We start from the raw sequence: 22786 nt of genomic DNA, 5'->3' as shown, positions 1-22786 counted from the left end.
TTGCTTACAAGCATAACCAAATATCGTGTTATTAATACCGTTAAACGACTTGAAGAAAGTTACAATGAACCTTATATGGAAATGAAAGTCTGTTTTGTGTCATTGTGACGTAAACCTAAGGTTTAAATAATCTAGTCATGGCATAAGCGATCACTTTAAAGTCATCTGTTTACGTCGCCGTCGCACTGACACATCCCAATAACGAGAACTCAAACGGAAATTTTTGCATTATGGCAGCAGCGCAATTTCAACAGTTACACGCTTACTTAGACCAACAAATCATTGGTCAACACGCGTTAACAAAAAGCCTTCTTATCGCTCTTTTGGCCGACGGTCACTTGCTTGTTGAGGGACCTCCAGGACTTGCTAAAACTCGCGCAATCAATGCACTTGCTAATGGTATTGACGGTGATTTTCACCGTGTGCAGTTCACCCCTGACCTATTACCAGCAGATTTAACCGGTACGGATATCTATCGACCTGAGACGGGTGAATTTGTATTCCAGAAAGGCCCGCTCTTTCACAATTTAGTGTTGGCCGATGAAATAAACCGTGCCCCAGCAAAAGTGCAGTCGGCGCTATTAGAGGCCATGGCCGAACGCCAAATTACGGTAGGGAGCAAAACCTATCCTTTGCCACCACTGTTTTTAGTTATGGCAACGCAAAATCCACTAGAGCAAGAAGGGACTTATCCTCTGCCAGAGGCCCAATTAGATCGTTTTTTAATGCATGTTGATATTGATTATCCAGGCGCGGAAACAGAACTAGAAATTCTACTTTTAACACGCGGTGAAGCCCTGTCAGAGCCACCGGTAACACCACCTACGCTCACACAGGACGATATTTTTACGGCCCGTAAGGAAGCCTTATCGCTTTATATGGCTCCAGAATTAGAACAGTATTTAGTTCAGCTTATTATGGCGACCCGCCAACCAGCAAACTTCGATGCTGATTTAGGCCAGTGGATTGCAATGGGAACAAGCCCTCGCGCCACCATTAGTTTAGACCGATGCGCACGCGCTCACGCATGGCTAAGCGGCAGAGATTTTGTCGGACCAGATGACATTCAGGCTGTTGTACATAACGTTCTTCGCCACCGCATTATTTTGTCTTATCAAGCTGAAGCCGAAGGTGTAACAATCAACGATGTGCTAGATAAGATTGTCGCTACAGTCGCAGTTCCATAAGCTATGGAAAATGTGAAGTCGCAGCTAATTAAGCTGCAAAGCAACGGCGTCACCCTGTCAACAGCTGAGCTTCTTCGCTATCAGCAGTTATCTAAACTCTTTAGTTTAGCGCCCAAACGCATGCCTCAAGCCAAGCTTGCAGGAAGCTACCTTACTAAACACAAAGGGCGCGGAATGGAGTTTGACGAGGCGCGACATTACCAACCTGGCGATGATATTCGCGCCATTGATTGGCGCGTGACCGCGCGCACAGGGAAGACACACACTAAGGTGTATCGCGAAGAGCGAGAACGCCCTGTGTTTTTGTTTTGCGATTACTTACCCTCAATGGCCTTCGGAACGCAATTGTTAACGAAAGCAGTCCAAGCCGCTCATGTGTCTTCCTTAATTAGTTGGTCTGCTGCCGCTCGCGGAGATAAAGTTGGTGCGTTAGTTTTTAATCAGCAGCAGCATAAAGAAATCAAACCTCTCACGCGTAAAAAGGCCGTACTGCACGTATGCCATGAACTCATGTCCCTTCATGAGCAAAGCACGCAATATATGCCAGATAAAGCTCGTGATGAAAAAGCTTTTGCCGATGCTTGCGCTCGCGCTAGACGCTTAGCCAGACCAGGAAGCCTAGTTTACTTAGTGTCTGACTTTCAGCATCTTGGCACTCAAGCTATTCAACACTTAAGCCATATAACAAGGCATTGTGAAGTTAGAGCCATAGTGGTCAACGACCCCATAGAGCACGCTTTACCAAACACATCGTCGCTTCAAACGGTAAGTGTTTCAGACGGGAAAAATCAGCAGCGCTGGGTTTTAGGCGACAGTAAAGAGCAAGATCAATACAAGCAATGGCGTGACGACCATAACCGTACAATTTATGAAATGCTAAGAAAAAATAATATCGCTCGTTTCAGTGTCTCAGCCGGGCTTCCCTTAGATGATCAGCTTCAAAGTATGCAACAAGAAAAACGATTGGAGCTGAATTGATGCAAAACAGCAGTATTCCGTTAAACGCTACACAAACTATGCAGTTACCTAATCAGCAACCTCTACAAATGCAGCAGCAAGATCCACTCGCTCAGCTTAGAGATATCCACGTTCCTAACGACGTCAGTGCTTGGCCGCTAGATTGGGGGTGGTGGTTACTTACTGTTTTAGTTGTCATCACAATTTTCGGCCTGTACAAAACGCTTTCAGCTTACCTGCGTCATAACAAGCCGCGAAAGCAAGCTTTAGCACTTCTCGAGTCCGTTTCAGCACAACAGAATAATTGGCCCATAGCGCTTAATTCCATATTGAAGCGCGCAGCAATGAGCTACTACCCTACTGAACAAGTAGCTGGTTTATATGGTAAACAGTGGCAAGCGTTTCTAACCTCAGCGCTGAAGAAACGTGATAAAAACCTTGAGAGCGATTTAGCACTGTTGGTTAGCAATATTTATCACGCCAACCCAAATTCCAATGATTTTGATGCATGTAAAAACGCGGTAAAACGTTGGCTGTCTAAAGCTCGCTTTCCCAAGAACAAATTAACATTTGACGTGCCTGGCAATGAAGAATTCGAAGGCAGTAATACGCAAGCCGCCTTAAAGAGCGCATCAGCAAACAACAATCAAGCAAAGGAGACTCATCATGCTTAATTTTGCTTGGTGGTGGGTATTTTTTGCGCTCCCCTTGCCTATTATTGTGCGCCTGCTTTCTAAAAAAGCGCAAGACATGCCGATGGCTGCGCTGCGGGTTCCCAGTTTGCGGCCTGGCGAAGTGTCAGAGCAAACTCAATTAAAGCAAACCAAGATACCGCTTGTGGTAAGTAGTTTAATATGGCTACTGCTTGTGACTGCCGCAGCCCGCCCTCAATGGTTGGGCGAGCCCGTGAGCATTCCCAACGAAGGAAGGGAAATGATGCTAGCCGTCGACTTATCAGGCAGTATGAAAATTGATGACATGCAGCTTCAAGGCAGACAAGTAAATCGACTAACCATGACAAAATCTGTGGTTTACGATTTCATTCAGCGTCGCGTGGGCGATAGACTTGGTCTTATTTTATTTGCTGATACCGCATACGTTCAAGCGCCACTAACTTACGACAGAGACACAGTATCTACACTTCTTAGTGAAGCTGTTATTGGTCTAGTGGGCGAGCAAACCGCAATAGGCGATGCTATAGGTTTAGCGGTGAAACGTTTTGATGAGCGTGAAGAGTCAAACAATGTACTGATCCTTCTTACCGACGGACAGAATACAGCAGGTAACATCACGCCAGAGCAAGCCAAAGAGCTCGCTATTAGCAAAGGCGTTAAGGTATACACCATAGGTGTAGGCGCCGACAAAATGCTAATTCAGAGTTTCTTCGGCAGTCGCCAAATAAACCCTTCGCAAGAGCTTGATGAGGGAATGTTGACCGACATCGCAACTTCAACAGGTGGGCAATATTTCAGGGCAAGAAATGCGCAAGAGCTACAGTCCATATACCAACAGCTTGACGCACTTGAGCCAATTGAAGGTGAAACCCGCAAAATGCGCCCATTAAGCGCACTTTTTTACTATCCTCTTGCGGCAGCAATACTCCTATCTGCACTATGGGCATTTTTAACCCTGGCAATTTCGTCATATCGCTGGATAAAACGAAAGCAAAATCCGTTTTCCGCGCATGGTCCAGAATTAACTAAGGAGACGAAATAATGAAACTCGACTTCTTAAACCAATTTCATTTTTTGCGCCCCGAATGGTTTATCGCTTTGATTCCTCTAATGTTGCTGGTGATATTAATAAGAAAAACCACGGCTAAGCAATCGGGATGGCAATCGGTGATCCCCTCTCACTTGTATCAATACATGGTGATTGGAAAAAACGAATTAGGCGCAAAACCGCCTATGTGGATGCTGGCCTTTGTATGGATAATAAGTGTAACTGCGCTAGCTGGACCAACGTGGGAGCGCTTACCTCAACCGGTTTATCAGCTAAAAATGGGACATGTCATTGTTATTGATATGTCGCTATCTATGCGCGCTACCGACATGACGCCTGATCGATTGACCCGAGCTAAGTATAAGGCGATAGACTTGGTCAACGCTATTGGTGAAGGCGAAATGGGTCTTGTCGCTTATGCGGGAGATGCATTTGTTATAAGCCCATTAACCGAAGACGCTGGCAATATCACAACGCTACTTCCCAGTCTTTCACCCGAGATCATGCCAGTGCCAGGCAGCGATCCGCTGTTAGGTATAGAGAGTGCAGCCGAGCTTCTAACCAATGCGGGATATAACTCAGGCATGATCTATTGGATTACTGACGGTATAGAGTTAGAACAACAGCAAGAACTTCAAGAGTATGTGGCATCTATTCCTTTCACTGTAAATGCGCTTACGGTTGGCACGTCTGAAGGCGCTCCCATTCGCCAACAAAGCGGCGAGCTTCTAAAGGATTTTACAGGCAGCATCGTTATACCTAAGTTAAATGAAGGCGCAGTGAAAGGTGTTGTAAAAACGAGCGGCGGACGTTTCGAATCCTTCACATCAAACGACGCCGATATTGAGGCCCTAGCCGCAGTATCGCTACTCGACAAAAACGACGGTGAAGGGGGCGAAGAAGAGAGTAACTTACAAGGTGATCAGTGGAAAGAGGTTGGCCCTTACCTATTACTTTTACTCCTTCCGTTCGCAGCTTTTGCATTTAAACGAGGCCTGTTATTCATTGTGTTGATTGGCGTACTTAGCCCGTCTTTCGTTCAAAACGCTCATGCCTTGCAAAGTTCTCAAGACTTACAAAATGTAGCTGCACAGACATCGTCTGCACCAGCGTCGTCAAGCGGACCTAATCCGCTTTCATGGTGGCAAAAGCCGTTTATGAATGACAATCAGGAAGCATTGAACAGTTACCAAAGAGGTAAGTATAAAGACGCTGTTAACCAGTTTAATGACGAAACGTGGAAGGCCTCATCACTCTATAAATCTGGTGATTATGAAGGTGCGTTGAATGCCTACCAAAACATCCCAGGACCCAACAGCGCTTATAACCAAGGTAATGCACTAGCAAAGCTCGGTAAGCTAGAAGAGGCGATTAAAAAATATGACCAAGCTTTGCGCGAAGCTCCGGATTTTGAAGATGCGAGAACGAACAAGAAAATTATTGAAGATTTGTTGAAACAGCAGCAGCAGAATCAAAACGAGCAGCAGCAAAATCAAGATCAGAACGAGTCAGGTGATAATAGCGAGCAAAATGACTCTCAAAATAGTGACCAAAACAATCAGGATGGGTCAAATGACCAGAGCGGTCAGCAAAACCCTGGAGAGGGCCAACAGTCAGATGAAAATGAAAATCAAGAACAGAGCGCTAATAATGAACAGCAAAATAGCGGTGATGACTCGCAGCAGCCTGATGATTCGAAGATAAATGACGAAAGCAACTCATCAGATTCACAACAACAAAATGCAGAGCAGGATCAGTCTGAGCAAAATGAAAGTGCCCAGCAAAATAGTGGGCAACCGAAAGAGAGCGAGCAACAGTCAGAGCGCGAAGCACAAGCCGCGCAAGGCCAAGCTGAAGAGCTCACTGATGCTGAAAAAGAAGAACTACAGCGAATGGAAAGTTTAATGCGTCGCGTACCAGACGACCCCGCATTTTTGCTTAAACGAAAAATGCAATTAGAAGCACAAAAACGTCAGCGTCAACGTATGCCCTCAAATCGGAGTGATTGGTAGATGAAAGCTTTATTACAATCTACATGTTTTATTTTTATGCTAACCACCTTGTTTAGCGCAGTGGCAAGTACAAACGCATTCGCGGATGTGAACGCAGTGGAAGCCACCATTGATAGAAATCCTGTCATGATAGACGAGGCGATACGCTTAACTATCACTGCAGATGGAAGTGCAGACAGAGATGCATTTGATAGCTCTCCTCTGTTAAAAGACTTTGTAGTTGGCAGAACGTCTGTTAGCAGCCAAACGTCTATCGTTAATTTTGACACTAAACGCACCACCGTCTGGACCACCACACTTTTTCCTCGAAAGGAAGGCACGTTTACCATACCTTCACTTACCGTCGAGGGTAAGTCTACTAAGGCCATTCAGGTGAAAGTTATTCCGGTTCAAGAACAAAGCAATGTGGCCCGTGATTATTTCGTCACCACAGACATCGATATAAAAGAAGCCTACTTAAATCAACAGTTGCTTTACACAGTTAAACTTTTTCTCTCAAGTAATATTGAACGGGGCAGCCTTCAAGCACCCGAAATGCAAAATGCCGAAATTAAACAACTAGGTGACGATAAGCAGTACACCGACATTGTTAATGGACGGCGTTATCAGATCATTGAACGTCAATTCGCTGTCGTCCCTCAGGCATCTGGTGAATTCACCCTAAGAGGCCCTATCTTTACTGGAGAAGTGATGGCGGCTAACACTAATCAGCGGTTTGGCTTTTTTAACAGAACGCAACAAATTAATCGGGTTGGGCCTGATATCACGGTGAACATTAAACCGATTCCTCAGGGAATTGATTATCCATGGCTGCCCTCTGAAATGGTAAGAGTGGATGAAGAGTGGCCACAGGGAGATACCTTTGTTGCAGGAGAGCCAGTAACCCGAATCGTTACGCTAACTGCGCTAGGTGTGGTAGAAGAACAGCTTCCGGATATTCCTGAGTTTTATCCGCCAAACTTTAAATTATACCCAGACCAGTCGAATACGACGACAGTGGAAAAGGACCAAAGCCTTATCTCCCAGCGTCAAACGTCGTTGGCCATCATCCCTACCCAAGCGGGTAACTTTGTATTACCCGAAATTACTATTCCTTGGTTCAATACCCTTACTCAACAAACCGAGTATGCCACCATTCCTGCTCGCTCAATTACGGTAGCGCCAGCAAGTGGCGTAAATAAGGGTAATGCGGCGAACGCGAACACCCCAGTATCGAGCAGTACAACGGTAGAGAATGTTCCAAACGATGTACCTTCAACTGCAGCGCAATCTTCTGCCGACGCTGACAATAACACTAACGCATCAAATAATGCTTCAGATGACGCCAATACTAATAAGATTGCGCCCTTATATTGGGCTGTGACCGGCGTATTCATCGCGCTGTTCGTTATTGCGCTTGCGGGATGGCTATACACTTACAGAAAGCTTAAGCAATCGCGAACGTTTGGGCAAAACAGCAGTGTTAAACATGGTGTACCGGGCTCGCATGCTTTAACTAGTTTCGATGAAAAAGCTCAATATCAAAATCTTATGTCAGTGATAAAGGCAAAGGATATACGTTCATTATCCCCCTCTCTTAAGCAGTGGATAAATGCGTTAACTGCAGGTAATGTCAAACATTCACAGTTTGAAAGTATTAATCGTATAGTTAATGAGTTGTACGCACTGCGTTTTTCAGCCAATAAATCTGATGCTAGCGTACAAACCAAACAAATAACGAAGGTTTTGGAAGAACTTTCGAATGAAGTTAAGCGCACTCGTAACGAATGGAAGCGAAAAGACGCGAGTGACAATCACACGCTATCTAACCTATATCCTGCTTCATAAAACGCATTTCATTTGCTAATGGATTAGAATTTGCGTTATCAAAGCCCCTGCACTTTGCCATGTCGCAATGGCAAGGGTTTTGTTGATACGATGCCTGTATTCGATAAACAGCTAGGGCCGTATTGCCCTCAAAAGGTGTATTAACCGTAAAAGTCCTAGCCGATAAAAATAATCAATTAAACGCGACGGGGAATGAATAATGAAAAAAACACTTTTAAAGCTAACGCCAATAGCGCTAGCTATTACAACGCTTGCGGCATGCTCACCAGCAACGGAAACAGCCAATAACGCACCAGAGCCAATAAAAACAGAAAAGCCAGCTGGACAGTCTGAGTCAGAGCGTCTTAATGCGTTCTTTGAGCGCACCTTTGAAGAAGACCTAAAACGCTCCCCCCTATTCCAAAGCTACCTCGGTAAAAAGTGGGACTACGACAAATGGGATGACATCAGCGATGAAGAGGCCGATACCCGCGTTGCTATTGCCAAGAACCGACTTGAGAAACTAAATAGCTTCGACACAAGCAAATTGAGTGAGCAAGAAAAACTGAGCTTGCGTCTATACAAACTTGGCATAGAGCGCGATTTAGCTAACGACGAATTCAGACATCACCGCTATATTGTTCACCAATTCCGCGCTGCACATACTCAAGTGCCAAGCTTCCTTATCAATATTCACAGCGTAAAGAGTAAAGAAGACGCCCAAGCGTATATTGGTCGTCTGGATAATGTCCGCACGTACTTCGATCAAGTTATCGAACAAATGAAAGTACGCGAAAAAGCTGGCGTATTTCCTCCAGCATGGGCCTACGACCAAATGATTGATGCGTCCAAGAATGTAATTACGGGTGCACCTTTTGATTCTAGTGAAACGCCTTCTACATTATGGGAGGACTTTCAAAATAAAGTTAGCAAACTAGATATAACTGACGCTGAGAAAACCACTTTACTTGGTGAAGCCAAAGCCGCTTTGGTAACATCAGTCATGCCGTCGTACGAGAAGTTTATCGAAGAACTGGTACATCAGCGTGAAGTAACACCAGAAGGCGATGGTGTGTGGCGTTTGCCTAACGGTGATGCATGGTATCAGAACCGCCTCAACTGGTTTACCACCACTGACCTGACTGCAGATCAAGTACATCAGATAGGTCTAGATAATGTAGAGCGCATACACAGTGCGATGCGCGACATCATGAAACAAGTAAAGTTTGAAGGTACTCTTCAAGAGTTTTTTGTGTTCATGCGTGAAGACGATCAATTCTACTTACCTTCTACAGCCGAAGGCAGACAGCAATACCTTGATATGGCGAAAACCGCTATAGATGACATGCGGGACGCTATTCCTGAGTACTTCGGCATTCTTCCAGAAGCGCCAATGATCGTTAAACGCGTTGAAGCCTTTCGCGAACAGTCTGCGGGCAAAGCGTTTTATCAAAGCCCAGCCCAAGATGGCAGCCGCCCCGGTATTTATTACGCCAACCTTTATGATATGAAAGCTATGCCAACATATCAGCTAGAGGCACTAGCGTATCATGAAGGTATTCCTGGCCATCACATGCAGCGTGCAATTGCACAAGAGTTAGACGGTGTTCCTCAATTTCAGAAGTTTTTAAGTTTTACGGCCTACACGGAAGGTTGGGGGTTATATACCGAAGAGTTGGCAAAAGACATGGGATTTTATCAAGACCCCTACTCCGACTTTGGTCGTTTAGCCATGGAGCTCTGGCGCGCCTGCCGCTTGGTTGTAGATACGGGCATTCATGCGAAAAAGTGGTCCCGTGAAAAAGCGGTAGATTATCTTATTGAAAACACACCAAACCCTGAATATGACGCGCAAAAAGCTATAGAACGCTATATCGCCATGCCGGGTCAAGCCACTGCTTACATGATTGGTAAACTTAAAATCATGGAGCTTCGAGAAATGGCGCAGAACGAACTTGGCGACAAGTTTGATTGGAAAGGTTTCCATGATGAAGTGTTAAAATATGGCCCTGTTCCGCTTTCTATTTTAGAAGAAAATATAAATGCTTGGATTGCTTCACAAAAAGGTGTCTAGCAAAAACGACTGAGTGATCCGCTCACTAACGTTATGATAAAAACGCGTCTTTCGGCTAAAGAAATGGCGCGTTTTTTATGCCATAGTAAAAAAGTTTAAGATTTTGGATTTTTTTATGTTTAGTCGAAATAAATTCGATAGTGGTCAGGTCTTATCGGGTATGAAAGCAAAACACCAAAGATATGAAGCACTGGTAAAGGCATTTCACGCCGACATATACCGCTATGCATTCTGGCTTATTAAAGACCAGAGCATTGCCGAAGATGTTGTACAGGAAACCTTTCTGCGTGCTTGGCGCTCACTCGATGCCCTTAATGATGAAAAGGCGGCGAAGTCATGGCTGATTACCATTCTTCGCCGCGAGAACGCCCGTCGGTTTGAGCGAAAGCAATTCGATACGGTGGATATTGACGATTGCCATATACAAGATGACACCCAGCACGCAGACGGCGATTTGAGAGACAGAGAACTTCAGCGACTTATGGGTGGATTGAGCATTGAGTATCGCGAGCCCTTAATCCTTCAACTCATCTTTGGATTTAGTGGTGAAGAGATTGCTAATCAATTAGGACTTAACAAAAACACGGTAATGACGCGTTTGTTTAGGGCGAGAAATCAGCTGAAAGAGGCATTAGAGAAACAAAATGAACAGAGAGGTCGTGTAAATGGATGAGTTAGAGTTTAGGCGTCGAATCTACGCCGATCCAGAAACGACTGACAGTGATGTTGTAGAGGCGGCAAAGGAAGATGAAAGCAAACGGAATTTCTGGAATGAACAGAAGCAGCTAGATAAGCAACTAAAGCAAGCGCTTAAAGTCGACGTACCAGAGGATCTTGCAAGCAAGCTTATTTGGCAACAATCGACTGACGAATTCAATCGCTACAAGCGCAGAAGCAGGTGGTATTTGGCTATGGCTGCGTCGGTTGCTTTTACCGTGGGTATTGCCCTTACCATGTGGTACCACCAACCGCTTAGTATAGGCGGTCAAGCACTTGCTCACATGCAGTACGCTGAAATGGAGCATGCTCACTCTTTGCTTCCGGTTGACTTAAATATGGTTAATGCAAAGCTAGCAAGCTTTGGTGGTAGTTTTAGCGAAATGTTAGACGGTGTAGAAGTTGCAAACTACTGTCACTTGAGCACGGTTAGAAGTCTTCACCTCATTGTTGATACGCCACAAGGTAAAATGTCTATATTTGTGGTGCCGGAACGAGGCGACGTTAGCGTACCGAGTAGGTTCGGGGATAGCCAATATCACGGCGAGAGCATTAAGATGCAGCGCGCAAACGTTATGATTGTTGGTGACAAAAACGCGGATCTTAGCGAAATGAAAAAAGCCATTTCGGAAAGGATGCAGTTTTCAGCTTAACGCTTTTATGGGGCGTTCCAAAAAAACTGTTCTCCTTATTCCTTCTCTTCTTCGGCCTATTGTGGCCGATTTTTTTTGCCCAAATTTAAGGTGAAACTCACGCTTATAAAACTTATAATTACCGCCCTATTAAAACACTCGTTTTAAATTACAACAATGTTCAGCTTATCCGCAGTATAGAGGTAGCAATTACAATGAGCGCTTGGTATCGCTTTACAAGGCTAATGGTTTGGCTATTGTTGCCTTTGATAACTTGTTTTTCTTTACGCGCACAGAGCTCAGATATCAAAAACGCTTTAAGGTTAGAGAAACTTGACGGCTATAGTCACATTGCAGCCACAACCATCTTCCATTGGAACACACCAAGTAATGTGAGCAATACTGATATCACTGTAATGATTGATGAATCAGGATTACAGAATGATAAACAAAGTGAAGGAGTGATATTTAGACATTTATTAGCCACTTCCACGGCAAATGATGTTGACTCCCCAAGAGTTCCGATTTTCGTTAAAGAGCCGTTATTAGATAAACATTGGCAAGAACTAAAAGCGCTTACTCCTGAACTCTTCGCTGCTGCCAAGGCGTATTACATATATGCAAGGGCGGTTAACGACTTTGACGGTTCTTCTCTGCGTATCAGCGAAACTGTGCCTGCACTGAGACGTTTGAAACTTGAAGCTCTGGATACGGGTAGTAAAACAGCTACCGCAATAGCGAGTATATGGTTGGCTATGGAGCTTAATTTAGCCAATCCTATAGAGGCCATTAATGAACTTGAATATGCATTGGCGCACCTTCCTCATTATTCGCCAGACAAAAACTTACAAAATGCGTTATCAAAAACTATCGCTCATGACTGGCTCAGAGATGCCTACCTCGAGCTCTTCGTTCCTAGTAGAGCTTTCTACCACTCCCAACAAATTATTGATAGTAAAAAACAGGCTGAAAGCACAATAGCCAAAACTTGGGCTTTCTTTTCGGCGATAGACGCATTACTTGTTCAAGACAGTTTTAACGATGCATTAGCTTTGGTAGAGGATGCGATAGATTATGTATCTAAGGTAAATTCAGCCCATGAGAAGCTTTTGATATATGTTCAAAAGCTTCGTGCTATTGTTTTTCAGAAAGGTGAAGGCTATGAGAGCGCAGCACAAAAAGTCATGGAGCAAATTAGACAACTCGATACCTCAAAAATGAAGGAAAGAACCCAAGAGCTTTCTGTCTACGCAGATGCACTTTACGCAGCGGTACTGAATGATGAAGCAAAGTTCAATGATTCACTTCAGCAATATAAAAAGATCGTTCTCGCAAAAACCTCCGATTTAAGTTTTAAAGAGAAGATTAAGCTCAAAATGGAGCTCGAACTCTCAAGACTTTACGATGCTGCGGGCAATTACGAAAAAGCGTACGAGCACTCTCAGTACTACAATAAATTACTCGTTGCAAAAAATACGGAGCAATTTAAATTTTCTTCGTCTAACTTCAGAGATAACTTGGCAGAAGATATTGAATTAGCGCATTATCGGCAGAAAGAACTCGCTAGTTTACGGGAGCAGAAAGAGGGTCTTTCTACCGACAAAGAAGCCATGAAAACAACCATATTCGTGTTGTTGCTAACCATATTGCTCATCCTTGTCCTATGGCTCTGGGTCGCTAAAAAACAGAGCGATTTACTCGCTGAACGGGACTCGCTCACTGGCGCCCTCACCCGCCGAGCTATGTTAAACAGTTTGAAAAAGTCACTTAAAAGCAACAAGACCTCAAGTATTGCGCTATTGGACGTAGATAACTTTAAGAAGATTAACGACAGATACGGTCATGCTGTCGGTGATGAAGTGCTAACGACAATAACCCAAATTATCAAGAATAGAATTCGCAAATCTGACAAACTTTGCCGGTACGGAGGCGAAGAGTTTTTAATCTATTTCTCCGACACGGATGAAAAGTCAGCAAAACGGATACTCGATGAACTAAATGTGGCTCTTTCACGCCAAAAACATTGGAACGGTACTGATGAAAAGTTTTGCGTTAGCTTCTCGTCAGGGCTGTTGGATGTGAAAGGAGAAACAAACTTAGACAGAATTATCAAAGCCTGTGACGACTTGCTTTACAAGGCCAAACGCGACGGCCGTGCTCGCGTAGCCTCTTTGTCATTTTAAAATTCTCTCAAACTTTATTTACCTTTAGCCGTATAGAAAACATGCAAGGGCGCTGAATGACGTAGAGACTCTCAGTCATAGGTGTTAGCATGAAAGAAAAAACATAGGGAATTTATATGGCTACAGGCACGATAATCTCGTTGGGTTTATATTTTGTAGTAATGTTAGGGATAGGCCTTTTCGCCTATCGGCAAACAGATACCAACGTAGAAGGCTATATGCTCGGCGGCCGCCAGTTAGGCCCCGCTGTTACTGCTCTCTCAGCAGGCGCATCTGACATGAGCGGATGGATGCTCATGGGTTTACCCGGTGCAATGTATGTATCCGGTTTGTCCGCCGGTTGGATTGCGGTTGGTCTGACATTAGGCGCACTAGCGAATTATATACTGGTAGCACCACGCCTCCGTGTATACACAGAGGTCGCCAATAATTCTATTACGCTTCCCGATTACTTTGAAAACCGATTTGCAGACAATTCTCGTCTACTTCGCGTTATCGCCTCTGTTGTCATCGTCGTTTTTTTCACCCTTTATACATCTTCGGGTGTTGTAGCTGGCGGAAAATTGTTTGAAACATCATTCGGATTAACCTATGAAACGGGGCTGTATGTCACCGCAGGCGTTGTTGTAGCCTACACATTAGTGGGTGGTTTTATGGCGGTAAGCATGACTGACTTCGTTCAAGGCTGTATCATGTTTGTCTCGCTTATTATGGTTCCCGCTGTGGTTATCAGTGAGCTAGGCGGGGTCGGTGCTTCAATCGACGCATTAGACAACATCAACCCGGCACTATTCGATGCCTTTATGGATGCGTCTTCCAACGAAGCATTAACGTTCATAGGTATTGTTTCTCTTATGTCATGGGGCCTAGGCTACTTTGGCCAGCCGCACATTATCGTTCGCTTCATGGCTATCCGTTCAGTCAAAGATATTCCAACTGCAAGAAATATTGGTATGAGTTGGATGATAGTTTCAATTATCGGCGCCTTAATGACAGGCCTGTTTGGTTTGGCTTATGTGACAGGAAACGGCAATGAGATTGATCCCGAGACCGTATTTATCTACCTGTCTCAAATTCTGTTCCACCCGCTCATTGGTGGTTTCTTGCTTGCTGCTATTCTAGCCGCGATCATGAGTACTATTTCATCACAGCTCTTAGTAACGTCGAGCTCATTGACCAGTGACTTTTATCAGGCATTTCTGCGTCGTGATGCGTCAGATGGTGAACTCGTTATCGCAGGCCGCGTTAGCGTGGTAGTTGTAGCGCTTGTTGCTATCTATCTAGCCTACGACCGAGACAGCACTATTTTGACCCTTGTAAGTAATGCGTGGGCAGGTTTTGGCGCTGCCTTTGGTCCACTCGTTTTATTTAGCTTGTTTAAGCGTGAAATGACCCGTCGTGCGGCGTTAGGTGGCATGATAGTTGGGGCGGTAACCGTGTTGCTGTGGATTTATCTTCCAATCGAAGTGGGTGGTCAGAAACTTGGTAACTGGGTATACGAAATTGTGCCCGGGTTTATTTTATCTAGCTTAACCATCATGATTTTAAGTAAATCAGGTACTCCACGAGAAGGTGTAGTTGATACTTTCGATGCGTTTCAAACGAAATTAAACGAAAAGTGAGCTAAAAATTAGCGAAAAATAGCGCTACATTTCGCGAACGCAAAGCCCTGTTTGGTTTCCTAAACAGGGCTTTTTTCTTTTTATAGCCCTGAAAAAAAGTGGCTTATGCTTCAATTGCATGACAGTTTTATTTAATGGAATAAGATAGCTATTTTAAATAGCAAAATCGCATACTACTTTTGAAATTAAATATGTTATCGTTCTATGCAGAAAAATAACCCATATATAACTTTTTTGTATATAACATAAAATTCGGACTTCAAAATGACTGCTAGTATCCCGTCTGTAACGCATTTGAAACAACTCGAAGCCGAGAGTATCCAGATTTTCCGTGAGGTTGCTGCTGAGTTTGAAAACCCAGTTATGCTTTACTCTGTAGGAAAAGACTCTTCTGTACTGCTTCACCTTGCACGCAAGGCGTTCGCGCCAGGCAAAATTCCTTTCCCACTATTGCACGTAGATACCACGTGGAAGTTTGGAGAGATGATTAAGTTCCGTGATGAACAAGCTAAGAAACACGGTTTCGATTTGCTTGTTCATATCAATGAAGAAGGTGTTGAAGCTGGCGTTGGCCCATTTAGCCACGGTTCGGCAAAACACACTGACATCATGAAAACCCAAGCACTTAAGCAAGCGCTGAACAAATATAAGTTCGATGCGGCATTTGGTGGCGCTCGACGCGACGAGGAAAAATCACGTGCCAAAGAACGTGTTTACTCATTCCGCGACAGCAACCACCGCTGGGACCCAAAAAACCAACGTCCAGAGCTTTGGAATATCTATAACTCCCAGGTAAACAAAGGCGAAAGCATTCGTGTATTCCCAATGTCTAACTGGACTGAACTAGATATCTGGCAATACATTTACCTAGAAAATATCGATATCCCTCAACTTTACCTTTCCAAACCTCGCCCGGTTGTTGAGCGTGATGGCGTACTCATTATGGTTGACGACGACCGTATGCCGCTAGAAGAAGGTGAAGTACCAGAGATGCGCTCTGTGCGTTTCCGTACTCTTGGCTGTTACCCACTTACCGGTGCGGTAGAGTCTAAAGCGGCAACCCTACCTGAAGTTATTCAAGAAATGCTACTTACCAAGACGTCTGAACGTCAGGGCCGAGTAATCGACCATGACAGCGCAGGCTCTATGGAGAAGAAGAAAATGGAAGGGTACTTCTAATGGCCACCGACAACGTTGTTTGGCATAAACACGAAGTAAACAAGACCACCCGCTCTGAAAAGCTTGGTCAAACGCCTCGTGTATTCTGGCTAACGGGTTTAAGCGGCTCTGGTAAATCGACATTAGCAAACCTGCTTGAGAAAAAGCTTCACGAGCAGAACAAGCACACCTATCTGCTTGACGGCGACAACGTGCGCCACGGTCTGTGTGGCGATTTAGGTTTTAGCGATAAAGATCGCGTTGAAAACATTCGCCGCATTAGCGAAGTCGCTAAACTGTTTGTCGATGCAGGTACCATTGTGCTTACCGCTTTTATCTCGCCTTTCAAAGCCGACCGCGATTACTGCCGCAGCTTAATGGAAGACGGAGAGTTTGTAGAAGTGTTTGTCGATACACCTCTTGAAGTGTGTGAAAAACGCGATCCAAAAGGGCTATACAAGAAAGCGCGCAGTGGTGAAATTAAGGACTTTACAGGTATTGATTCAGCCTATGAAGCGCCAGAAGCGCCGGAAGTACACTTAACTTATCAGGATGAACCAGCAGAGCAAACCGCTGAGCGATTGTATGCTTTGCTTCAAGAAAAGGGATTGGTGTAATGACACAGCCTTTAAATAGTCTTGCACAAACAGTGCTAGCTATCGCCAAAGAAGCCGGCGATAAGATAATGGCGATTTACGAGAAAGACTTCGCCATTTATGAAAAGCAGGATACCAGCCCGCTAACAGAAGCTGACCTTGCCGCACATAACGTCATCGTTAACGCCCTTGAAGCTGAATCTGACCTGCCGATTCTTTCTGAAGAGTCAGCAGATATTTCATGGGAAGAGCGCAAAACGTGGTCGTCATACTGGCTGGTAGACCCGCTAGACGGCACTAAAGAATTTATTAAGAAAAACGGTGAGTTTACGGTAAATATTGCACTTATCGAAAACGGTAAGCCGACCATGGGTGTGGTTTACGCGCCAGCACTAAACAAAAGCTATGTAGGCATTGTAGGTGAAGGTGCATGGACCGAAGTGAATGGCGAATTCACCGCTATTTCTGCACGCAAGCACAATGGTGCCGAAGTGTGGAAAGTGGTAGGTAGTCGTTCTCACCAAAGCCCTGAAATTCAGAATTTATTGGCGCAGCTTGAAGGTGAAACCGAGCTTGTGGCGATGGGCAGCTCACTGAAGCTTTGCTTAGTGGCTGAGGGCGAAGCGCATCTTTACCCTCGTCTAGGCCCAACATCTGAATGGGATACAGGTGCAGCGCACGCCGTTGCACTAGCGGCAGGTGCAAACGTAACCGTACTTGACCCTGAAAACCCATTAGCTGACAACGCTGACGCTCTTACGTACAACCAAAAAGAGTCTGTGTTAAACCCCTTTTTCCTTGTGAGCGCATAACATGAACAATGAAAACGAATTATTAAGACAGGATATTCTGTCTTACCTAGAGCAACACGAAAAGAAAGATATGCTACGTTTCCTAACCTGCGGTAGCGTAGACGATGGTAAAAGTACCCTAATTGGTCGCTTACTTCACGATTCTAAAATGATCTATGAAGACCAGCTTGCCGCTATCACTAAAGACAGCAAAAAAGTGGGCACTACCGGTGAGAAGGTTGATCTTGCCCTGCTCGTAGACGGTCTTCAGTCAGAGCGTGAGCAAGGTATCACTATCGACGTGGCATACCGCTACTTCTCTACTGACAAGCGTAAGTTTATTATCGCCGATACTCCAGGGCACGAGCAGTACACCCGCAACATGGTAACTGGCGCGTCTACGTGTGACCTTGCTATTATTCTTGTTGATGCTCGTGGCGGTGTTAAAGTTCAAACTAAACGTCACTCGTTCCTGGTATCTCTTTTGGGTATCAAACACGTTATTGTTGCTATCAACAAAATGGATTTGATGGACTATTCAGAAGAAGTGTACAAACAAATACAGGAAGACTACCTGAAGTTTGCTGAACAGCTTGATATTCCTGATATTCAGTTCGTTCCTATTTCTGCCCTTGAAGGCGACAACGTAGTGGGTAAAAGCGAACATACTCCATGGTTTGACGGCACACCATTAATGGAAATGTTGGAAAACATTGAAATTGGTGAAGACGACAACCATGAAGACTTCCGCTTTCCAGTTCAATACGTTAACCGTCCTAACTTAGACTTCCGTGGTTTTGCAGGTACTGTAGTATCTGGCCAAGTTGCACCCGGCGACGAAGTGACGGCACTACCTTCTGGTAAGAAATCAAAGGTGAAGCAAGTCGTTACGTTTGAAGGGGACCAAGAACGCGCTTACGTACCTCAAGCGGTTACGCTGACGCTAGAAGATGAAATTGACATCTCTCGTGGCGATATGATTGTAAAATCAGATAACTTGCCATTGCTAAACACGCAATTTAAATCACACCTTGTGTGGATGTCGGAAGAGCCACTAATGCCAAACAAGCAATACTTGTTTAAGTTTGCGACCAAGTCTACACCAGGCGTTGTAGCTCATATCGATAATCAAATTGATGTGAACACGTTGGAAGAAACGGATGCTATGCACCTTAATCTCAATGAGATTGGCGTGGTGGATTTGAAATTTACCCAGCCCGTTGCTTGTGACCCGTATAAGCGCAATCGCCCTACAGGCTCATTCATCGTTATTGATCGTTTGACCAATGGTACAGTGGGCGCAGGTATGATCATCGACGAAATAGCCGGTGATGCACAGCATACCTCGCCGAACTTCTCTGAGTTTGAGCTTGAATTCAATGCCTTAGTACGTAAGCACTTCCCGCATTGGAACTCTGTGGATATTAGTAAACTATAAGCAGGACTGGAGCAATATGGATGTGACCCAGTTCATCGTACTGGCAATTTTTGCCAGTACGATATGTGCGCTGATTTTTACCAGTCAGCGCCCTTCTACTGTATTTTCAGGTGCAGTATTAGCTTTACTGGTTACCCAGCAGTTATCTCTTGATGACATCTTGCTAAATTTGACCAACAAGGGCCTTATCACCCTTGTTTTGTTACTTTTAGTAAGTAGCGCCATAGATAAAACCGCACTGATAAAACGCCTTGGTAGAAAACTAGTAAGTGCTAACTTCACGCAATCCTACTGGCGACTATTTTCACTAACCTTTATATCCTCTGCACTGCTTAATAATACGGCAATTGTGGCAAGCCTCATTGGTCCTGTAAAACAGAACCAATATCACCCTGCTTCCCGATTACTCATACCGCTATCATATGCGGCTATTTTAGGCGGGACGGTTACTTTAATCGGTACCTCTACCAACCTAATCGTCGATAGTTTTTTACAAGAACACGGGCATCCGGGCTTTAACTTTTTTGACTTCACACTTTATGGCACCGTAGCGGGCCTGAGCTGTGGTCTACTTATGTTTTTGTTGCTTCCATTGCTGCCTCATATTGGCAATAAAAGTAACAACTATCACGAGTACATGGTTGAAGCCGAAGTTGAGCCTGGTTCAGAGCTAATTGGCAAAACCGTCGAACGGAACCACTTGCGTAATCTGCCAGAACTTTTTTTGGTAGAAGTGGTTCGCAATGGCAATCTGATATCTCCTGTAGGCCCAGACTTAGTTATTCTTGAAAACGACAAGCTGATTTTTTCTGGCAATGTTCAAAAGCTTGAAAACCTTAGCCACATAAAAGGTTTGAGCATGTTTGCAGAAACCGATGGTGTGCTGCGCGAGAGCTTAACCGAAGTAGTAGTAGCCAATCGCGCTCAGGTAATTGGTCAAACGATTAAGAAACTTGGTTTTAGAGCGCTATTTGATGCCGCCGTTGTAGCCATACGACGTGATGGTGAGCAGCTTTCAGGCAAACTTGGAGAAATAAAACTTCAAGCGGGTGACTTCTTACTTTTAGCTACGGGCCCAGACTTTGCCACTCGTCAAAATTTGAATAAAAACTTTTTTATTTTGTCAGAGCAAAAAATCGCCCGCCCATTAACGAACAAGCAAGAATGGATTACCCTTGGCGGCTTCCTGACCACAGTTTTACTTGCTGCTGCAGACATGATTTCGCTGGCTATTGGCTTGTTGTTTTTAGCAGCTACGCTGATTGGTGTGAAAGTAACGTCAAACGGTGAAATGAAGCGAAACTTACCTTTAAATTTGATCGTTGTAATTGTTGGCGCTTTAAGCCTAGCCAGCGCGCTTGAAAATTCAGGTGTCATCAACACGACCACGGAAGCACTAATGCCGGTGTTGTCGGGTACCGACTGGTTCGTAGCATTGATAGTCATTTACTTACTTACCTTGGTTTTAACTGAGTTTGTTACTAACAATGCGGCTGCGGCGTTAATGTTCCCGTTTGCCTACGGTTTAGTTCAGATTATCGGTGCGCCATTAATGCCATTTGCGCTGGCGGTAGCTTTTGCGGCAAGCGCCAGTTTCATCTCGCCGTTTGGCTATCAAACCAACTTGCTTGTTTATAATGCCGCGAATTATAAGTTTTCACACTTTATAAAAATTGGGCTGCCTATTTCACTTCTGTATAGCGCAATTGTGCTTACACTTTTGAATGCGACTTATTTATAACATTGAGTAAGTATTTAATATAAAGGGAAGCATTGTGAAGTGTCCCCAGTAATTGGATAGTCCAACTATTGGTGGGCCACTTCATTGCTTCCCTTTTTGCTATCTGTTGAATTCACAATTTCACACATTGTTGAATAAGCTATATTCATCTTCTCTTACAAATAAATACCGTTTATCAGAACCTTGTGCTGTACAACACACCTAGCCGTTAGTAATCTGTAATGCCAAAACTATTAGCGTGTTAACAAGCAATCAAGCAGAACTAACTGCTGCTTTAAACAGCACCCGAATCAAAAAATAAAACGAAGTAAAAGGAGCAAGGGATGCACAACGTATCGAACCCTTTCCAAGCGTGTAATGATATATTCTTCAAGCCAAATGGCGTGTTCAAGGCCATAGGTGAAAACAATAACTGGAGTTGGATGCCATTTATATTGATCACCGCTATCACGCTGGTATCTCAATATTTATATGTAAACTTTGTAGATATTGATTGGTTCGCACAGATGAATATTGCTGCTCAAGGCGATATGAGCCCTGCAGAAGAAGAGCAAATGAAAGCCTTTTTCACTAGAGACGCCTTACTTTGGTCATCGATAATCGGCGCCTTTTTTGTTCCAATCATTGTAAATGCGGTATACGCGGTTTACGTAAACTTGATGACTCGCTCGGATGATAGCCATGTTTTCGGCTTTACGGACTGGTACGGTTTTGCGTGGTGGCTTTCTATGCCTTATGTACTCACTGGCTTGGTTGGCGTAGCACTGCTGCTATTTACTGGCGATCACCAAGTTGCTCCAACGATATTATCACCTACATCTCTTGGCTTTTTAGCGAGTATTCCTATGGACTCCCCGTGGTATGCTTTCGGCCAAGCACTAAGGCTTGAGCTTTTCTGGGGCATTTATCTAGCGACTGTCGGCATCACTCAGTGGACGTCTTTTCCTATTAAGAAAGCGGCACTAATTGCGAGCGCGCCGTATGTGGTTATCTACGGCATTTGGTTGGTTGCTTTAGCGCTATTCTAAGAAAACACACTGCATAGCCCGCTTCTATTTGGCTATTAGTTGGCGCTGTTTCCGATAAAAACTCGGGCAGCGCTAAGCTCTCAATAGCAAAGTATCAAAAACTAAGCCTTAAAAGCCAAGTGTAAAAAACGCACAGTTAACAAGCCAAAGTGTCAGTGCGCAACACGCTTAAGACCACAAGGGTAGCTGAATTGTCGACTTACTTCCCTCACGTAGCGGTCTAAAATAGTCTTTATTCTGATAAAACACTTCACCTTGTTGGCTGTGCCACAAAGGTACACCAAGCAGAGGCAAAGGCTTCAAAAGAGGTGCAGATTGAAAATAATCTAGCGCTTCAATACGCAGTATCAATGCGTTGTCTAATACCAAGCGCTGTTGCCATTTATCCAGTTTGCTAAAACCGCAAGGAACCGAAACCGCCAGCCATTTCCCCGTAAGCCCTATAAATGGGTTTAGCATCATTTCCAAATTCGCGTGTCCGAAAATAAATGGCGTGACTTCACTATGCCATCGCTCTCGATGGGTTAAAAAGCTTTGTTCCCATTTGTGGGCAGCAAGGCTCTGCAAAAAGGCCTCTAACGATTCAACATAATGTTGTCGGCTATCATGCTCCCTTTCAAGACCAACACTGTTTAGTGTAGCTTGCTTGGGTTCTTCTATCGCAAGCACTACACCACATTCATCGAAGTGAGTAATGCGATTGCGGCGAGCCGTTCTGGGGCTTACACCGTGTTCGTTAATATCGCGAATATGCAGCTCATTTAACAGAGATTTGGTTTTGGGGAACTGTAACCAGATAAGTGCATTAAATAAATCGTGCCAGCTTCCCTCCCGAGTTGGTACTACCTTGTCTTCACTAATGATCGTTTCATAGTATCGCTTGTCGTCATCTGAGAACTGACTTTGACCTTTAAAAGCAGGTCCTTGCCAGTGTTTATAATGTTGCGCTGTTAATTGGTTCAATAGTTCAGGCGTGGGAAAATAATTGCTACCTAATAAACCAACTTCTTCTAGAAGTGCTGTAACCGGTTTGCTTGCGTGGCTTATTAGGTAGTCTTTACAGAAGGGTATTGAGTCTGATTGCATATCAACTATTGGTTCGCTCTGGGGTTTTCTCTATAC

The 22786-nt window shown here is 44.4% G+C and carries 18 protein-coding genes; 17 read left to right on the top strand and 1 reads right to left on the bottom strand.

Annotated elements, in window-relative coordinates:
• Positions 1–230: 230 nt before the first annotated feature.
• From ACM0P2_RS06470 to ACM0P2_RS06390, 17 genes are all read left to right on the top strand, one after another.
• Positions 231–1187, top strand: a complete 957-nt coding sequence (locus ACM0P2_RS06470) for an AAA family ATPase (protein WP_419227477.1) — start codon at positions 231–233, stop codon at positions 1185–1187.
• A 3-nt stretch (positions 1188–1190) separates the two neighbouring features.
• On the top strand, positions 1191–2165 hold the full coding sequence (locus ACM0P2_RS06465; RefSeq protein ID WP_159118080.1) for a DUF58 domain-containing protein: 975 nt from the start codon (positions 1191–1193) through the stop codon (positions 2163–2165).
• Positions 2165–2818, top strand: coding sequence for a DUF4381 domain-containing protein (locus ACM0P2_RS06460; protein WP_159118081.1), 654 nt, complete (start codon positions 2165–2167; stop codon positions 2816–2818). The genes ACM0P2_RS06465 and ACM0P2_RS06460 overlap by 1 nt, the downstream gene beginning before the upstream one ends.
• The gene (locus ACM0P2_RS06455) at positions 2811–3860 is read left to right on the top strand and encodes a vWA domain-containing protein (RefSeq protein ID WP_159118082.1); all 1050 of its coding nucleotides are present in this window, start codon (positions 2811–2813) and stop codon (positions 3858–3860) included. The genes ACM0P2_RS06460 and ACM0P2_RS06455 overlap by 8 nt, the downstream gene beginning before the upstream one ends.
• Positions 3860–5878: a VWA domain-containing protein gene (locus ACM0P2_RS06450; protein ID WP_173359498.1), complete on the top strand. Its 2019-nt coding sequence runs from the start codon at positions 3860–3862 to the stop codon at positions 5876–5878. The genes ACM0P2_RS06455 and ACM0P2_RS06450 overlap by 1 nt, the downstream gene beginning before the upstream one ends.
• Positions 5879–7705: a BatD family protein gene (locus ACM0P2_RS06445; protein ID WP_159118084.1), complete on the top strand. Its 1827-nt coding sequence runs from the start codon at positions 5879–5881 to the stop codon at positions 7703–7705.
• A 199-nt stretch (positions 7706–7904) separates the two neighbouring features.
• Positions 7905–9758, top strand: coding sequence for a DUF885 domain-containing protein (locus ACM0P2_RS06440; protein WP_159118085.1), 1854 nt, complete (start codon positions 7905–7907; stop codon positions 9756–9758).
• Between the two features lie 115 nt (positions 9759–9873).
• On the top strand, positions 9874–10431 hold the full coding sequence (locus ACM0P2_RS06435; RefSeq protein ID WP_159118086.1) for a sigma-70 family RNA polymerase sigma factor: 558 nt from the start codon (positions 9874–9876) through the stop codon (positions 10429–10431).
• Positions 10424–11128: a DUF3379 family protein gene (locus tag ACM0P2_RS06430; protein ID WP_159118087.1), complete on the top strand. Its 705-nt coding sequence runs from the start codon at positions 10424–10426 to the stop codon at positions 11126–11128. Before ACM0P2_RS06435 ends, ACM0P2_RS06430 begins: the two co-directional genes overlap by 8 nt.
• A 194-nt stretch (positions 11129–11322) precedes the next feature.
• Positions 11323–13290 (top strand): GGDEF domain-containing protein, encoded by a 1968-nt coding sequence (locus ACM0P2_RS06425; protein WP_419227476.1) that lies wholly within the window; start codon positions 11323–11325, stop codon positions 13288–13290.
• A gap of 116 nt (positions 13291–13406) precedes the next feature.
• Positions 13407–14912, top strand: coding sequence for a sodium/proline symporter PutP (putP, locus tag ACM0P2_RS06420; RefSeq protein ID WP_159118089.1), 1506 nt, complete (start codon positions 13407–13409; stop codon positions 14910–14912).
• Positions 14913–15176: 264 nt separating this feature from the next.
• Positions 15177–16091 carry a sulfate adenylyltransferase subunit CysD gene (cysD, locus tag ACM0P2_RS06415; protein ID WP_159118090.1) on the top strand — a complete coding sequence of 305 codons (915 nt, stop codon included), beginning with the start codon at positions 15177–15179 and terminating at the stop codon, positions 16089–16091.
• Positions 16091–16687 (top strand): adenylyl-sulfate kinase, encoded by a 597-nt coding sequence (gene cysC / locus ACM0P2_RS06410; protein WP_049585841.1) that lies wholly within the window; start codon positions 16091–16093, stop codon positions 16685–16687. The genes cysD and cysC overlap by 1 nt, the downstream gene beginning before the upstream one ends.
• Positions 16687–17478: a 3'(2'),5'-bisphosphate nucleotidase CysQ gene (cysQ, locus tag ACM0P2_RS06405; RefSeq protein WP_419227475.1), complete on the top strand. Its 792-nt coding sequence runs from the start codon at positions 16687–16689 to the stop codon at positions 17476–17478. Before cysC ends, cysQ begins: the two co-directional genes overlap by 1 nt.
• Position 17479: 1 nt before the next feature.
• A complete protein-coding gene (cysN, locus tag ACM0P2_RS06400) occupies positions 17480–18895 on the top strand; it encodes a sulfate adenylyltransferase subunit CysN (RefSeq protein ID WP_419227474.1) in 1416 nt (471 codons plus the stop codon).
• Positions 18896–18911: 16 nt separating this feature from the next.
• Positions 18912–20636, top strand: a complete 1725-nt coding sequence (locus ACM0P2_RS06395) for an SLC13 family permease (RefSeq protein WP_419227473.1) — start codon at positions 18912–18914, stop codon at positions 20634–20636.
• A 323-nt stretch (positions 20637–20959) separates the two neighbouring features.
• On the top strand, positions 20960–21664 hold the full coding sequence (locus ACM0P2_RS06390; protein ID WP_120960227.1) for a YIP1 family protein: 705 nt from the start codon (positions 20960–20962) through the stop codon (positions 21662–21664).
• A 168-nt stretch (positions 21665–21832) separates the two neighbouring features.
• On the opposite strand, the gene ACM0P2_RS06385 is transcribed toward ACM0P2_RS06390, so the two are convergent.
• Positions 21833–22750 carry a DUF3025 domain-containing protein gene (locus tag ACM0P2_RS06385; RefSeq protein WP_173359492.1) on the bottom strand — a complete coding sequence of 306 codons (918 nt, stop codon included), beginning with the start codon at positions 22748–22750 and terminating at the stop codon, positions 21833–21835.
• Between the last annotated feature and the right edge of the window lie 36 nt (positions 22751–22786).

The organism is Alteromonas sp. OM2203 (assembly GCF_048517045.1).
In the GTDB taxonomy this organism is placed as follows: Bacteria; Pseudomonadota; Gammaproteobacteria; order Enterobacterales; family Alteromonadaceae; genus Alteromonas; species Alteromonas gracilis.
Note: the sequence above shows the minus strand (reverse complement) of the source record. Positions and strands in the feature narration are given on the sequence as shown.

Bases quoted from the DNA above. Each gene is read 5' to 3' on its own strand.
- ACM0P2_RS06425 (WP_419227476.1), top strand. From the start codon at position 11,323: ATGAGCGCTTGGTATCGCTTTACAAGGCTAATGGTTTGGCTATTGTTG.
- cysN (WP_419227474.1), top strand. From the start codon at position 17,480: ATGAACAATGAAAACGAATTATTAAGACAGGATATTCTGTCTTACCTA.
- ACM0P2_RS06450 (WP_173359498.1), top strand. From the start codon at position 3,860: ATGAAACTCGACTTCTTAAACCAATTTCATTTTTTGCGCCCCGAATGG.
- ACM0P2_RS06445 (WP_159118084.1), top strand. From the start codon at position 5,879: ATGAAAGCTTTATTACAATCTACATGTTTTATTTTTATGCTAACCACC.
- cysQ (WP_419227475.1), top strand. From the start codon at position 16,687: ATGACACAGCCTTTAAATAGTCTTGCACAAACAGTGCTAGCTATCGCC.
- ACM0P2_RS06470 (WP_419227477.1), top strand. From the start codon at position 231: ATGGCAGCAGCGCAATTTCAACAGTTACACGCTTACTTAGACCAACAA.
- ACM0P2_RS06455 (WP_159118082.1), top strand. From the start codon at position 2,811: ATGCTTAATTTTGCTTGGTGGTGGGTATTTTTTGCGCTCCCCTTGCCT.
- ACM0P2_RS06465 (WP_159118080.1), top strand. From the start codon at position 1,191: ATGGAAAATGTGAAGTCGCAGCTAATTAAGCTGCAAAGCAACGGCGTC.
- cysD (WP_159118090.1), top strand. From the start codon at position 15,177: ATGACTGCTAGTATCCCGTCTGTAACGCATTTGAAACAACTCGAAGCC.
- ACM0P2_RS06440 (WP_159118085.1), top strand. From the start codon at position 7,905: ATGAAAAAAACACTTTTAAAGCTAACGCCAATAGCGCTAGCTATTACA.
- ACM0P2_RS06390 (WP_120960227.1), top strand. From the start codon at position 20,960: ATGCACAACGTATCGAACCCTTTCCAAGCGTGTAATGATATATTCTTC.
- ACM0P2_RS06385 (WP_173359492.1), bottom strand. From the start codon at position 22,750: ATGCAATCAGACTCAATACCCTTCTGTAAAGACTACCTAATAAGCCAC.
- ACM0P2_RS06460 (WP_159118081.1), top strand. From the start codon at position 2,165: ATGCAAAACAGCAGTATTCCGTTAAACGCTACACAAACTATGCAGTTA.
- ACM0P2_RS06435 (WP_159118086.1), top strand. From the start codon at position 9,874: ATGTTTAGTCGAAATAAATTCGATAGTGGTCAGGTCTTATCGGGTATG.
- cysC (WP_049585841.1), top strand. From the start codon at position 16,091: ATGGCCACCGACAACGTTGTTTGGCATAAACACGAAGTAAACAAGACC.
- ACM0P2_RS06430 (WP_159118087.1), top strand. From the start codon at position 10,424: ATGGATGAGTTAGAGTTTAGGCGTCGAATCTACGCCGATCCAGAAACG.
- ACM0P2_RS06395 (WP_419227473.1), top strand. From the start codon at position 18,912: ATGGATGTGACCCAGTTCATCGTACTGGCAATTTTTGCCAGTACGATA.
- putP (WP_159118089.1), top strand. From the start codon at position 13,407: ATGGCTACAGGCACGATAATCTCGTTGGGTTTATATTTTGTAGTAATG.